The sequence below is a fragment of the Bradyrhizobium sp. CCBAU 11386 genome (genome assembly GCF_028128955.1).
GTDB lineage: Bacteria > Pseudomonadota > Alphaproteobacteria > Rhizobiales > Xanthobacteraceae > Bradyrhizobium.
Map to the genome: position 1 here is coordinate 178,795 of NZ_LBKA01000261.1, position 14,076 is coordinate 192,870.

General features: G+C 65.5%; 14 protein-coding genes and 1 pseudogene. 5 read left to right on the top strand and 10 right to left on the bottom strand.

The genetic code is table 11. The annotated features are described in order from the left end of the window. Positions 1-22: 22 nt before the first annotated feature. Complete coding sequence (locus XI09_RS44435) at positions 23-727, bottom strand: TetR/AcrR family transcriptional regulator (RefSeq protein ID WP_271572607.1); 705 nt, start codon at positions 725-727, stop codon at positions 23-25. A 116-nt stretch (positions 728-843) separates the two neighbouring features. On the opposite strand from XI09_RS44435, the gene XI09_RS44440 reads away from it, so the two are divergent. From XI09_RS44440 to XI09_RS44455, 4 genes and pseudogenes are all read left to right on the top strand, one after another. Further along, positions 844-1,812: a tripartite tricarboxylate transporter substrate binding protein gene (locus tag XI09_RS44440; RefSeq protein WP_271572608.1), complete on the top strand. Its 969-nt coding sequence runs from the start codon at positions 844-846 to the stop codon at positions 1,810-1,812. A 14-nt stretch (positions 1,813-1,826) separates the two neighbouring features. Then, on the top strand, positions 1,827-2,630 hold the full coding sequence (locus XI09_RS44445) for an ABC transporter substrate-binding protein (protein ID WP_271572609.1): 804 nt from the start codon (positions 1,827-1,829) through the stop codon (positions 2,628-2,630). A gap of 181 nt (positions 2,631-2,811) precedes the next feature. After that, positions 2,812-3,703, top strand: a pseudogene (locus XI09_RS44450) (PepSY-associated TM helix domain-containing protein). A gap of 157 nt (positions 3,704-3,860) precedes the next feature. After that, a complete protein-coding gene (locus XI09_RS44455; protein WP_271572610.1) occupies positions 3,861-5,108 on the top strand; it encodes a DUF763 domain-containing protein in 1,248 nt (415 codons plus the stop codon). Between the two features lie 22 nt (positions 5,109-5,130). Here the strand turns inward: XI09_RS44455 and XI09_RS44460 are convergent, their stop codons facing one another. From XI09_RS44460 to XI09_RS44475, 4 genes are all read right to left on the bottom strand, one after another. Then, entirely contained in the window at positions 5,131-5,364 is a 234-nt protein-coding gene (locus tag XI09_RS44460; RefSeq protein ID WP_271572611.1) for a hypothetical protein, read from the bottom strand. Between the two features lie 112 nt (positions 5,365-5,476). Further along, complete coding sequence (locus XI09_RS44465; RefSeq protein ID WP_271572612.1) at positions 5,477-6,733, bottom strand: cytochrome P450 family protein; 1,257 nt, start codon at positions 6,731-6,733, stop codon at positions 5,477-5,479. Between the two features lie 90 nt (positions 6,734-6,823). After that, on the bottom strand, positions 6,824-7,150 hold the full coding sequence (locus tag XI09_RS44470) for a hypothetical protein (protein ID WP_271572613.1): 327 nt from the start codon (positions 7,148-7,150) through the stop codon (positions 6,824-6,826). Between the two features lie 190 nt (positions 7,151-7,340). Beyond that, positions 7,341-8,114 carry a ferredoxin--NADP reductase gene (locus tag XI09_RS44475; RefSeq protein ID WP_271572614.1) on the bottom strand — a complete coding sequence of 258 codons (774 nt, stop codon included), beginning with the start codon at positions 8,112-8,114 and terminating at the stop codon, positions 7,341-7,343. 158 nt (positions 8,115-8,272) lie between these two features. Between XI09_RS44475 and XI09_RS44480 the strand changes: the two genes are divergently transcribed. After that, positions 8,273-9,469: an amidohydrolase family protein gene (locus XI09_RS44480; RefSeq protein ID WP_027543230.1), complete on the top strand. Its 1,197-nt coding sequence runs from the start codon at positions 8,273-8,275 to the stop codon at positions 9,467-9,469. Positions 9,470-9,645: 176 nt separating this feature from the next. Here the strand turns inward: XI09_RS44480 and XI09_RS44485 are convergent, their stop codons facing one another. From XI09_RS44485 to XI09_RS44505, 5 genes are all read right to left on the bottom strand, one after another. Beyond that, complete coding sequence (locus XI09_RS44485) at positions 9,646-10,035, bottom strand: hypothetical protein (RefSeq protein WP_271572615.1); 390 nt, start codon at positions 10,033-10,035, stop codon at positions 9,646-9,648. A 173-nt stretch (positions 10,036-10,208) separates the two neighbouring features. Beyond that, positions 10,209-10,664, bottom strand: a complete 456-nt coding sequence (locus XI09_RS44490; protein WP_092183272.1) for a MarR family winged helix-turn-helix transcriptional regulator — start codon at positions 10,662-10,664, stop codon at positions 10,209-10,211. 25 nt (positions 10,665-10,689) lie between these two features. Beyond that, a complete protein-coding gene (locus XI09_RS44495) occupies positions 10,690-11,394 on the bottom strand; it encodes an ABC transporter ATP-binding protein (RefSeq protein ID WP_011086609.1) in 705 nt (234 codons plus the stop codon). Next, on the bottom strand, positions 11,391-12,182 hold the full coding sequence (locus tag XI09_RS44500) for an ABC transporter ATP-binding protein (protein WP_092183274.1): 792 nt from the start codon (positions 12,180-12,182) through the stop codon (positions 11,391-11,393). Before XI09_RS44500 ends, XI09_RS44495 begins: the two co-directional genes overlap by 4 nt. Further along, entirely contained in the window at positions 12,179-14,068 is a 1,890-nt protein-coding gene (locus XI09_RS44505; RefSeq protein ID WP_271572616.1) for an ABC transporter permease, read from the bottom strand. The genes XI09_RS44500 and XI09_RS44505 overlap by 4 nt, the downstream gene beginning before the upstream one ends. Positions 14,069-14,076: the final 8 nt, after the last annotated feature.

The following is a 14,076-nucleotide window of genomic DNA, read 5'->3' on the forward strand; positions in this document are numbered from 1 at the left end:
GTCTCCACTCGGGCAGTTTCTTTCAACTCTTGCTGCTGGCAACAACCCGCCGGCGCGCCGGCTGGTCGAGCGGCGGTGCCTGGAAAGCGGCGACGGTGGCTTGCACCAGTTGCTCGATGGCGCTGGCGGCATCGCTGCCGTCGGCCTCGCCGCGCGAGAGGCGCGAGACGCGGTCCGGCGTCACCAGCGAATAATAGAGTGCACCGAGCAGGAAGTGACTGCGCCAGACGATGTCGGTGCGCGGAATGTGCGGCAGACTGTCGTGGACCGCATCGATGAAGGCGTGGCTGGTGTCGTCAAACGTCTGCGCGATGATCTTTCGCGCGACCTCGTTGCCTTCCGCCGACATCACGGCGCGCAGCCGCGTGAAGCGCGCCCCGCCACCGGCGAGATCGCTGCCGGAGGTGAAGGCCGGCACCACATAGGCCCGCACGATCGCCTCCAGCCGGTCCTGGAGATCGCGCACGCGTTTGGCGGCGGCGAGCAGCTCGGAACGGCGCAGGTTCATCGGTCCGCAATGGCGCCGGTAGATCTCCAGCAGCAGGCCGTCCTTGGTCTTGAAATGATAGGTCACGCTGCCGGGATTGGCCCCGGCGGCCTGGGCGATATCGCGCACCGACACGGCATTGAAGCCGTTGGTGGCGAACAGCTCCTCGGCCGCGGCGAGGATCGCCTCGCGCATGTTCGGCTTGCGGGCCGTTTCCTTGCTGGTGGGCTTGCGTACCATGTGATTTGTACTATCGTACAAAAGATCAGGTCTCGTCAACAAAAACGATGAGAGACGCCCCGGGCGGTTCGGAAGACCGCCGCAGGGGCGCGAATGGAGTGCTGGGAAATGCTGGTTTGAACAATACAATCGGTCGGCTCGTGGTCGGTGCAGGCTTGCTACTGGTGGCGAACGCCGCGCAGGCTGAGAATTATCCGAGCAAGCCGGTCCACATCCTGGTGCCCTATGCGGCCGGCGGCGCGGTCGACGTGCTCGCGCGCACGCTGGGCCAGGCGCTGGCGAAAACCTGGGGCCAGCAGCCGGTGATCGACAACCGCCCTGGCGCCGGCGGCATCGTCGCCTCGCAGGCGCTGACGCAGGCTGCGCCGGACGGCTACACGCTGATCCTGGTCGCGAGCGGCCATCCGCTCAACCAGTTCATCTATCCGAGCGTGCCCTATGACACGTTCAAGGATTTCACCGCGATCACCGAAGTCGCCTCCTCGCCGCTCGCGATCGTGGTGGCGAAGGACAGCCCCTACAAGACGCTCGGCGATCTCCTGGCTGCGGCGAAGAAGGAGCCGGACAAGCTCTCCTACGGCATGTCCGGCAACGGCACGTCCGCTCATCTCGCCGGCGAGCTGCTCAAACACATGTCCGGCACCAAAATCGTCGCGATCCCCTACAAGGGCGGCGCGCCGGCACTGACCGCCGTCATCGCCGGCGAGATTCCGCTCAGCATCAACCCGCTTGCGGAAGCCATCGGCCAGCTCGAAGGCGGCCCGGTGCGCGCGCTCGCGGTGACGTCCGCCGAACGCTCCAAGGCGCTGCCGGATGTTCCGACCATCGCCGAGGCCGGCGTATCAGGCTACGACGTCTCGGTCTGGTGGGGCGTTCTCGGACCGGCAAAGATGCCGCCGGAGATCGTGTCGAAGCTCGAGACCGACCTCAAGGCCGCGCTGCAAGACCCCAGCGTGCTGTCGACGCTCGGCAAGATCGGCGCAGCTCCGGTCGGCTCCTCCGCCAAGGATTTCGACGCCTACATGCGCGCCGAGGCGACCAAATGGGAGCCGGTGCTGAAGGCCGCCAACATCCGCGCGCAGTAAGGCGGGATCATCTCATGAGGATCTCTTCCTGGAGGCATCCTGCGCTCGCCGCCCTGCTCGCGTTTGCCGCCGTCGGCCTCTCCGCCTCGTTCGCGAGGGCCGATGGTGAAGCAAGACTCCTGGCGCCAAGCGGGACTCTGCGCGTGGGCATCTATCCGGGCAGCCCGACCTCGATGGTAACAGATGCGGCCGGCAAGCCGCACGGCCTCGCCTACGATCTCGGCGGCGAGCTGGCGAAGCGGCTCGGCGTCAGCGTCGACTATGTCAGGTTTCAGCGCGTTGCCGACATCGTCACCGCGATCCACGACGGTCAGGTCGACTTCACCGTGACCAACGCCACGCCGGCCCGCGCCAGCGAGGTCAGCTTCAGCCAGCCCGTGCTGGCGATCGAGCTCGGCTATCTCGTCCCGGCGAATTCGCCGATCGGCAAGGTGGAGGATATCGACAAGCCCGCTGTGAAGATCGGCGTCACCAAGGGCTCGACCTCGGAGCGAACGCTGCCGGCGAAATTCAAGAACGCAACCATCGTCCCCGCCGAAAGCGTCAAGGTCGCCATCGGCATGTTCGGTCGCGGCGAGATCGACCTTTACGCCACCAACAAGCCGACGCTGTTCGAGATGTCCGACCAGATGCCGGGCGCGCGCATCCTCGACGGCAATTGGGGCCTGGAGCACATGGCCATCGCGATCCCCCGGGGACGCGAGGATGCGCTGCCCCTGCTCAACCGCTTCGTGACGGAAGAGCAGTCGTCCGGCGCGCTGGACACGATCCAGCAGCAGGCCGGCTTGCGCGGCGCGACCAAGGCGAGACGCGAGTAGGCCTCAATTCGCCATCTGCTTCGCGGACCGCCAGACGATCTCCGCACGGGTGCAAACGATTGGCATTCGCCAACATCGCCAACTCCGTTTGCTGCAAATCAACGCAGCAACATGGACAAAGCGTCATTTGTCTTCGCGGCTGCGCTGGGCGACGAAAGCGCGAGATCGCCGGAGACCGAGAATGAGCAAACCCTTATTGTTGACACTGCATCGCTGGATCACGCTGGTCTTCGCGCTGCCCCTGCTCGCGATCATCGCCACCGGACTGATCCTGTCCTTTGAGCCGCTGGTGCAAGTCAGTGATATCAGTGGTCCGGCGATCGACTCCGGGCGCATCGTCGAACTGGTGAAACGGTATGATCCGGATGGCAAGGCGCGCGGGCTTTCGATCAATGCCGCTAGCCAGCGCATGACGCTGCAAGGCGCCGGCGCCTCGGCGATCGATCTCGCAACAGGCGAGCCCGCCGCCGCGGGCTCCAGCCTCCCCGATCTCTTCCTGTGGGCCCGTGTCACGCATGAGCGATTGCTCGGCCAGGCGTGGCTGGTGACAAACTCGACCATCGCCATGGTGTCCCTGATGGTGCTCGGCATCCTCATGGGACTGCCACGCCTGCGCAACTCGCTGTCCGGATGGCACAAGGGCACTGCATGGTTTGCGTTGCCGCTGATCCTTCTGAGCCCGCTGACCGGCCTGTGCATGGCGTTCGGCCTGACGTTCCAGAGCGGCGCCGCTCCAACCGGCGGTGGCGGCCCTCTCGCCCTGCCCGATGCTGTTCGTATGGTCGCAGCCTCGCGCGAGCGGTCGCATGATGGCGCGGGTCTATGAGGACGGGGAGCTGCGCGCCTACGCCGTCAATTCATCCGGCGTCACAGCGCTGCCGCGCAACTGGCCGCGCCTGATCCATGAGGGAAACTGGTCGGCCCTGATCGCTTCGCCGCTCAACGTCGTGACGTCGATCGCGCTTCTGACGCTGCTGTCGACGGGCCTCCTGATCTGGGCGCGGCGGAAGCTGCGCAAGCCGCGATCGCGATCGAACAAGCAACTTGGCGCAACCGTTGCCAAGGCCGCCTGATCGGAGAAAGCATACGCATTCAACTGCGCGTGCCGGCCCGGTTGAGCTTCCCGCATCTCGTGGAGAGGGACGGTCACCGACGTTTCCCTCGTCGCGCAGCACAATGCAGCATTCCCCCCGTGCAACGCTCGCCGGATCGCGCTAGTCTGCCGCACACATGACCAGACGTACCGGCAGCGCCGATCTTCCTCTCCACACCGGACGGGTTCCGCCGTGGCTTGCGAGCCGCATGGCATCACTTGGTGCGATCGTCACGCAGGCGATCGTGCATCATTACGGCCGTGATGCGTTTCTCCAGCGGCTGTCGCACCCGTTCTGGTTCCAGTCGTTCGGTGCCGTGATGGGGATGGACTGGCACTCCTCGGGGATCACCACCTCCGTGATCGGCGCCCTGAAGCGCGGGCTCAGTCCGCTCCAGGACGAGCTCGGGATCTATGTCTGCGGCGGCCGCGGGCAGCATTCACGCAAGACGCCGGACGAGCTGTTGCAGCTCGGCGAGCGCGTCGGCTTCGACGGCGTGAAGCTCACCCGCGCCAGCCGGCTGGTGGCCAAGGTCGACAGCGCGGCCGTGCAGGACGGCTTCGACCTCTACCTCCACGGCTTCTTCGTCACGGCCGACGGCAAGTGGACGGTGGTGCAGCAGGGCATGAACGGCGACAAGCGGCAGGCCCGCCGCTATCACTGGCATTCCGAGGCACTGAAGAGTTTTGTCGACGCGCCGCACAGCGCGATCGACGGGCCGCAGCAAGGCGAGATCATCAACCTCACCGACCATCGCGCCGAGATCTCGCGCAGCGCGCAGCTCGAACTCCTCGGCGATCTCGGCCCCGATCGCATCGTCGCCGAATTCGAACGGCTCACCGGGACCGCGCCCGCGCAGGCGATGCTGCCGCATCTGATCATGCCCGCGCATCACGATGTCAGGCCCAAGGACGTGTTTGCGCGGCGCCTGCACGGCACCCTGGCTGCGGCAGCCGAGCGTGGCCCGGTCGACTTCCCGGAGCTGTTGCTGACGCCGGGCGTCGGCGCCCGCACGGTGCGCTCGCTCGCGATGGTGGCCGAGGTCGTGCACGGCGCACCCTATCGCTTCAACGATCCCGCGCGCTTCTCGCTCGCTCATGGCGGCAAGGACCGGCACCCCTACCCCGTCCCGATCAAGGTCTATGACGAGACCATCCGCGTGCTGAAGGGCGCAATCCAGAACGCAAAACTTGGGCGCGAAGAAGAGATGCAGGCGCTCAGGCGGCTCGACGACCAGGCGCGGCGGCTGGAGCGAACCGCGCGTGGACCGTCGGTCGAGGCTTACATCGCCGGCGAGCGCGCGGCCTCTCCCGATCTCGACGGCCGCTCCGTGTTCGGCTGGGAGCGCGATCTCGTCGCTTCGAAGAAGTCGACCGGCTCCTGAAGCTGTCGCTCAGGGCTATCGCCTAGTCTTCAGCCTCCTCGTCGTCGAGCAGCCGATTGGCCGAATGATCCTGATACTGCTCGGTCTGGATGAACTTTCCGTCCATGCCACGAATGTCGGAATGTTGCGCCTTGTCGCGGTTCGACAGGATCATGTTGTCGCCGACCTTGTCCTTTGGAATGTCCGTGAGTGCGCCAGTCCCCGCGCCCTTGCCGTGCGCGCCCGATCCGATATGCGTCTTGCCTCCGTTGGGCATGGACTGCTCCCTTGCTGCTACGTGCATTGGGGCAACGCCTGCGCGATGGAGATTGTTTCGCACGTCACGCAAGATGATCCGTGCCATTGTTCCCGGCACCGCGTGCGCGATGTCAATCCGCCAGCAACGGCTCGGCGGCGGCACCACGGCTCGGCCGCCGGTTCCCGCCTGCAATGACAGGCAATCGCGCGATCGCACGCATACCCGGACGCTTGCGCCAGTGGATTTGCGCGGGATCGACGGCGAGCTCGAGTTTCGGCCATCGCGCAAACAGCGCCCGCAATGCGCAGGTCGCCTCGATCCGCGCAAGCTGGTGGCCGAGACAGAAATGAATTCCCGTTCCGAACGACATGTGGCGGTTCGGCTTGCGCGTGAGGTCGAGCCGCTCCGGCTGGTCGTGCACCGCCGGATCCATGTTCGCGGCAGCGAGCATGACCATGACGCGGTCGCCTTTCTTCAGCCGTACGCCCGCAAGCTCGACATCCCGCCGCAGATAGCGCGGTTTCGAGAACTGCACCGGCGAGACGAAGCGCAAGAATTCCTCGACGGCGAGCGAGATGCGGCTCCAATCCTCCTCCAGCCAGTCGCGCAGGCCCGGTTTCCTGAGCAGCTCGTAGACCGAACCGCTGATCAGATGCGTGGTGGTCTCCGAGCCTGCCGCGAGCAGCAGGAACACCATCGATACCATTTCATCCGGCGTGATCTGGCCGCCTTCACGCTCGACCTGGACCAGCTCGGCGATCAGGCCCTCGCCGCCCTGCACGCGCGCGATCTGCAACTGCTGTTCGAGGTAGGCGCGCATCTTGCGGAACGCGAACAGCAGGCGGAAGAAGCTGACGACATTCGTCAGCGAGGACATCCTATTGGCCCAGGCGATGAATCTTGGGCGATCGGCCGCAGGCAGGCCCAGCAATTCGCAGATCACCGACACCGGCAGGATGCGGGCGTACTGCTGGACGAGGTCGGCGGGGCTGCCATCGACAAACAGGTCGTCTGCCAAACCGTCGGCGATGGCGCGAATGCGCGGCTCCATCGCCACGATCGCGCGGCGGCGGAATGCCTCGTCCACGATACTGCGCAGCCTCGTGTGATCCGGCTCGTCCATCGTCAGCATGTTGTTGGCGATGGCCCTGACATATCTCGGCATCCACCAGCGCAGACCGGCGACGTCGCCATCCTCTTTGCGCAGCGTGAAGGTGGTGCCGTCCTTCAGGACCTCTGCCGTGGCGTCATGCGTGGTGGTGACCCAGACATCGCCAACCAGGGGAAATCGCGTCGCGACCACGGGGCCGGACGCGCGCAACGCGGCGATCGCCGTGGGCGGATCGCGGAAGAAGGCCTCGCTGGTGAAATCGAGGCGCGGTGCCATGGGATCACCGGAGTGGTTGGTGGCGCTTCAACCAGATGGTACGCGCGAGCCGATGCACAAGGGCCGGAAGCGGCGCGGGCAGAAGAGCACCTATCCGCGGCCCGGCGAGCGCTGCCCGGTCTTGCGCTGCTGCTGGTTGGTATAGGCGTCCCAATGGCTCCAGCTGCCACTGCTGAGGCTTTGCAGGTCGGTGGAGAGCGGACGGCGCGTGCGCTTGTCGTGGTCGGCGATGACACGCTCGGACTGCGCGATCTTGCGCTTGAGTTCCCCGATCGCCTTCTGGGTCTGGCCGTTCCGCTTCGACGAGGCGATCTCGCCCATCGTGAAGCGCGCCGTCTCGAGCGCCTTCAACTCGGCGCGGTTCTTCTTCAACTGGACCCGGTGCCAGGCGATGTTGCTGTCGCTGTCCGCAACCATGTGGGAACTCCGCTGATTCGCACCCACAGTGTATCGTGCGCCGAATCGGCGCCGCAACGCCCGTGCGAGGGCGAAAATGCGGTCTTCTTGCGCAAGAATTCCGCGTCTAGAGCCCCGGAACGGGGCTCTAGATTCTAGTTTTGACGCGTTTTCTTGACGCGAACCGGAACCCACTTCGCTCGAAAACGCTCTAGCGCTCGGCGAAGGCCTTTTCGACCACGAACTGGGCCGGCTCGCCGTGATTGCCCTCGATGAAGCCGCGCTCGCCCAGGAGCGTGCGGGTGTCCGCGACCAGCGCCGGGCTGCCGCAGATCATGACGCGGTCGTGGGCCGCTTCCAGCGCCGGCAGGCCGATATCGCTGAACAGCTTGCCTGAGGTGATGAGGTCGGTGATGCGGCCGCGGTTGCGGAAGGGATCGCGAGTCACGGTCGGGTAGTAGATGAGCTGGCTCTGGATGTAGTCGCCGAGCAACTCATCCCGCGGCAGATGCTCGGTGATCATCTCGCCATAGGCGAGTTCCTTGACGTGGCGGCAGCCGTGCAGCAGCACCACCTTCTCGAAGCGCTCGTAGGTTTCAGGGTCCTTGATCACGCTCAGGAAAGGCGCCAGCCCCGTGCCGGTGCCGATCAGGTAGAGGTTGCGGCCCTCTTCCAGGTTGTCGATCACCAGCGTGCCGGTGGCCTTGCGGCTGACGATGATCTCGTCGCCTTCCTTCAGGTGCTGGAGCCGCGAGGTCAGCGGGCCGTCGGGCACCTTGATCGAGAAGAACTCCAGCGTGTCCTCGTAATTGGCGCTGGCGACGCTGTAGGCCCGCAGCAGCGGCTTCTCGCCGACCTTGAGCCCGATCATGGTGAATTCACCGTTGCGGAAGCGGAAGGTCGGGCTGCGGGTGGTCTTGAAGGAGAACAGCGTGTCGGTCCAATGGTGGACGCTCAAAACGCTTTCCTGGTTGAAATTGCTCATCTCACCCTTCCGTGTCGCTACGTTGCGGTTCCGAGGCGGTCAGCTATGCGTCGTTTGTACACGATCATTCGTGTACTAATGAATTAATCCGGCTTGATCCCTTGGTCAAGGCTGCCCAAGATCGACAGCGTTGCAGTTAAGGACAAGGACCCCCTTCCATGGCGCATGACGCACCCCAGGCCACCGGACCCTCGAAGCTCGTGATCCGCAATATCGGCCTGATCCTGTCGGGCGCGCTGGAAAAGCCGATCCTGGACGGCGACACCATCGTCGCCGAGAACGGCAGGATCACTGCCATCGGCCGCTACAAGGATCTCGACACGGAAGGCGCGACCACCATCGTCGATGCCAACGGCACCACGGTGACCCCCGGCCTGATCGACAGCCATGTCCATCCCGTCGCCGGCGACTGGACGCCGCGCCAGAACCAGATCAACTGGATCGACAGCTCCCTCCATGGCGGCATCACCACCATGATCTCGGCAGGCGAAGTGCACATGCCCGGCCGCCCCCGCGACGTGGTGGGGCTGAAGGCGATGGCGATCTTCGCCCAGCGCGCGTTCTGGACGTTGCGTCCGGGCGGCGTGAAGGTTCATGCCGGCGCGCCGGTCATCGAATGCGAGATGGTCGAGGAGGACTTCAAGGAATTGGCCGCCGCCGGCGTCAAGCTGCTCGGCGAAGTCGGCCTCGGTGGCGTCAAGGACGGACCGACTGCGCGAAAAATGGTCGGCTGGGCGCGCAAATACGGCATCCAGAGCACGATCCACACCGGCGGCCCCTCGATCCCCGGCTCCGGCCTGATCGACAAGGATGTGGTGCTGGAGGCCGACACCGACGTGGTCGGCCACATCAATGGCGGCCACACCGCCCTCCCCGACGACCAGATCCGCTGCATCTGCGAGGGCTGCAAGCGCGGGCTCGAGATCGTTCATAACGGCAATGAGCGCTCGGCCCTCTACACGCTGCGCATCGCGCGCGAAATGGGCGACCTGCACCGCGTCATCCTGGGCACCGACGGGCCGGCCGGCTCCGGCGTGCAGCCGCTCGGCATCTTGCGCATGGTCTCGATGCTGTCCTCGATCGGTGAGCTGCCTGCCGAGATCGCATTCTGCCTCGCCACCGGCAACACGGCGCGGATGCGGCAGCTCGATTGCGGCCTGATCGAGGTCGGCCGCGCTGCGGATTTCGTCATCATGGACAAGGCGCAGCACTCGCCGGGCAAGAACATCCTGGAGAGCGTCCAGCTCGGCGACCTCCCCGGCATCGGCATGACCATCATCGACGGCATCGTCCGCACCCAGCGCAGCCGGAATACGCCGCCGGCGGGCAAGGTGCCGGAGGTGGTGGCGAAGTAGGATCGGACGAAAGCCAGACCCGTCATCCTGGGTGCGAGCTCGCGGCGCGATAGCGCCATGTGCGAGCCTCGAAGGATGAACGGCCGAGATGCAGCCGGGCCGTCGCCCTTCGAGGCGCGCCCTGCGGCAAGCCGCAGGACGAGCACCTCAGGGTGACGGTGAGAGAGCGGCCTTCATCAGCGTCGCCTTGGAATCTCACAACGCACGTGGAATTGCCGCCTGGCCTGCCCGACCGGGCCGTTGTCGATCACCAGCTTGCCGTCAGCGGCAATCGAAATCCGGGGATTGGAGCGAAACTTGTCTCCCTCGCCTTCGCAGGCGAGCCGCATCTTCCAGCCGAGCTTCCCGTCGGCGGTGATCGTGCTGGCGCGGCATCGCGTCTCATACCAATAGAGGCGGTTGCCGCCCTCGATGCTCATGCGGTTGGGGCTGTCGTCATTGCGACAATCCTTTTTGGTCGACGCCCAGAACCCTTCATAGGCTTGCGCCGCCCTGGCGGGAGCACATTCGCTCGCCAGCGCCGCAGCAAGACTCAAGATCATTGTAAACCGAGACGCTACGCTCATGCCGGCATATCCTCGAAGTCGTCCTCATCGAGGTTAGTCGTCCATCACCGCAGCTTGTTCAACAGCTGCCGTAGGGTGGGCAAAGCGGAGCGTGCCCACCCTTAAACGCCTGAAATCTGCAGAAGTGGTGGGCATGGCGCAAGCGCGCCTTTGCCCACCCTACGAGACCGAGCTCACCGCAACTTGTTCAACAGCGCCATCAGCGTCTCGCGCTCCTTGGCGTCGAGCGGCGCGAGCGTCTCGCGGGTGATGGCGAGCGCATTCGGCGCCAGTTTTTCGGCAAGCTGCTGACCGGCACGCGTCAGGCTCACCAGCAGGCGCCGCCCGTCCTCGGGATCCTGGCTGGTTTCGGTCAGGCCGCGCGCCGTCAGGCGGTCGATCACGCCCTTGATGGTCGCGACATCCATGGCCGTCAGCCGGCCGAGTTGATTCTGCGAGCACGGCCCGGTCTCGGCGAGCTTTGACAGCGCCGCCCATTGCGTCGGCGTCAGATTGGTGCCGATGTCGCGGGAGAAGATCGAGCTGTGGCGCTGCCAGACCTGGCGCAGGATGAAGCCGACCTGCTCGTCGAGCACGTAAGGCGGTTTTGCCGGTTTGACGCTCTTCTTCGCCGCAACGCTTCTCGCCATCCGCTCGCTGCCCTTCCCTTTGCCCTCACAACGACAGATGCGCGTCGCGGATGTCCGGACGCGCGTCGAGCTCGGCCATGGTGCCGCCGAAGCAGATACGGCCGCGCTCGATGATGTAGGCGCGATCGGAGATCAACCGCGCGAAATGCAGATTCTGCTCGGAGACGACGATGCTGACGCCTTCCTTCTTCATGGTCAGGATGGCATCGACCATCTGCTCCACGATCTTTGGCGACAGGCCTTCCGAGGGCTCGTCGAGCAGCACCAGCGACGGATTGCCCATCAGCGTGCGCGCGATGGTGAGCATCTGCTGCTCGCCGCCGCTCATGCGGCCGCCCGGTCGGTTCTTCATTTCGCCGAGGTTTGGAAACAGCGTGAACAACTTGTCGCGCGTCCAGTATGGCGCGTTCGGACGCTTCGGCTGCCGGCCGACTTCGAGATTCTCCTCCACCGTCAGATCGGTGAAGATTCGCCGCTCCTCCGGCACATAGCCGAGCCCCTCGCGCACGATCTCATGCGTCGGCCGCACCGATACGTCCTTGCCCTCGAACATGATGCGGCCCGAGCGCTGCGCCACGAGGCCGACGATCGAGCGGAACGTCGTCGACTTGCCGGCGCCGTTGCGGCCCAGCAGCGCCACCACCTCGCCCTCGCCGACCTCGAAGCCGATGTCGAACAGGATATGCGCCGGGCCGTAATGGCTGTTGAGGTCCTGCACCGTGAGCTTCATGTCGAGGCTCCCTCGCGGTGGCGGGCATCGTAGACGAGACCCTCGCCGAGATAGACCGCCTGCACCTGCGGATTGCCACGCACCTCGGCCGGCGAGCCCTCGGCGATCAGCGTGCCACGGTTGAGCACAATGATGCGGTCGGCATGCTCGAACACCACGTCCATGTCGTGCTCGGTGAAGAGCACGCCGATCGATTTCTCCCGCGCGATTTGAGCGGTCAGCCGCATCAGATCGACGCGCTCGCGCGGCGCCATGCCGGCGGTCGGCTCATCCATCAGCAAGAGTTTCGGCTCGTTGGCGAGCGCGACCGCAAGCTCGAGCCGCTTGAGGTCGCCATAGGCCAGCTCACCGCAGGGCCGATCCGCATAGCCGCCCATGCCGACGAGCTCGAGCAAGCGGCCGGCTTCGCCGCGATCGAACTTCGGCGCCGAGCCCCAGAGGTTGAACAGCTGCTTCCCGTGCGAGATCAGCGCGACCTGCACGTTCTCGCGCACCGTCATGGTCGCGAACGTCGCGGTGATCTGGAAGGTACGCCCCACCCCGAGCCGCCAGATCTCACGCGGCTTCTTGCCGGTGGTCTCTTCGCCAAGCAGGCGGACCTGGCCGGAATCCGGCTTGTTCTGGCCGTTGAGCATGTCGAAGCAGGTGCTCTTGCCGGCGCCGTTCGGGCCGATCAGCGCCAGGATTTCGCCGGCACGCAGCGAGAACGAGACGCCGCGCACGGCATGGATGCCGCCATAGGATTTGGTCAGGCCTTCGACCGCGAGAAGTGGGGGTGCAACGCTCATTCGGCGGACTCGATCGGCTTGGCAAGCAGGGGAGATCCCGGCGGCGATGTCTTCCGGCGGCGTTGCGCCAGCATTTCCAGCATGCCGACAATGCCCTTGGGGAAGACGACGACGATCAGCACGATGAAGCCGCCGAGCACGAGCTTCGACAGATCGGTCTGGCTGACCAGCCAGATGTTGAGGGCCTTGTAGACGATGGCGCCGATCACCGCGCCCGACACCGTCTCAACGCCGCCGAGCAGCACCATGACCAGCGCGTCGACCGAAAGCGATATGCCGAGATTGTCCGGGAAGACGCTGCCCTTGAGATAGGCGAACAGCGCGCCGCCGATGCCGGCGGTCGTGCCCGCGATCACGAAGGCCGTCCACTGGATGCGCTTGGCGTCGATGCCGATCGCTTCGCTGCGCAGGAGCGAGTCGCGCGTGGCGCGGAGCGCATAGCCGAACGGCGAGAACACCATGGCCCGCAGCGCGATCGTGACGAGCGCCGCGACGCCGAGCGCCAGCCAATAGAAATGCGACGGGCTCGCCGCCCATTTTTCCGGCCATACGCCCAGAATGCCGTTGTCGCCGCCGGTCACGCTCACCCACTGGAAGGCGATCGACCAGACGATCTGGGCAAAGGCGAGCGTCAGCATCGCGAAATAGACGCCGGAGAGTTGCACGGCGAAGAAGCCGAACACCGCGGCGCCCATGCAGCCGAGCAGCGGCCCCAGCAACAGGCAGACGATCATCGGCAGTCCGGCCATCTTGGCGAGGAAGGCGATGCCGTAGGCGCCGAGGCCGAAATAGGCGGCGTGGCCGAAGGATGCGAGCCCGCCGACCGACATCAGGAAATGCAGGCTGACCGCGAAGATCACGAAGATCGCGATCTCCGAGCCGACGGTCAGCGCGTAGTTGCCGGCGAACAGCGGCAGCGTTGCGGCAATGACGAGCGCCGCCAGCGCAGCCAGCCGCTCGTTCGACGTCAACGGGCGCCACGGGTTGACGGTGAGACCCGGCGTCCTGCGCGCGGCCGCCTCGGGCTTGCCGAACAGGCCCCAGGGGCGGACGATCAGCACCACCGCCATCACCAGGAAGACCAGGATGATGGAGATCTTCGGGAAGATCAGGATGCCGAAGGCGTTGAGCTCGGAGACCAGCACCGCCGCGACGAAGGCGCCGACGATGCTGCCGAGACCGCCGATCACCACCACCACGAAGACCTCGACGATGATGCGCAAATCCATTGCGTGATGCACGGCATCGCGCGGGATCTGGAGCGCGCCGCCGAGCGCGGCGAGGAAGACGCCGACTGCGAACACCGACGTGAACAACCATTTCTGATTGACGCCGAGGGCCGCGACCATGTCGCGGTCCTGCGTTGCCGCGCGCACCAGCACGCCCCAGCGCGTGCGCTGGAACAACAGCCAGAGAATGCCGAGCACGACCGGGCCGAGCACGATCAGGAACAGGTCATAGCTCGGGATGTTCTGGCCGAAGAAATCGATCGCGCCCTTGAAGCCCGGCGCGCGGCGGCCGACGAGATCGTCGGGTCCCCAGATCAGCACGACGAGGTCCTCGACCATCAAGGTCAGGCCGAAGGTCGCGAGCAACTGGAACAGTTCGGGCGCATGATAGATGCGGCGGAGCAGCACCATCTCGACGATGACGCCGATCAGCGCCACGGCCAGCGCGGCCGCGACGATACTGCCCCAGAAACCGAATACGCCCGAAAACCGCTCGGTGAGCGTGAAGGCGATGTAGGCGCCGATCATGTAGAAGGCGCCATGCGCGAAATTCACGATCCGCGTCACGCCAAAGATGATCGACAGGCCCGAGGCCACCAGGAACAGCGACGCTGCGCTGGCGAGACCGGTCAGAAACTGTACGACATAAAAGGCCATCGGCGGTC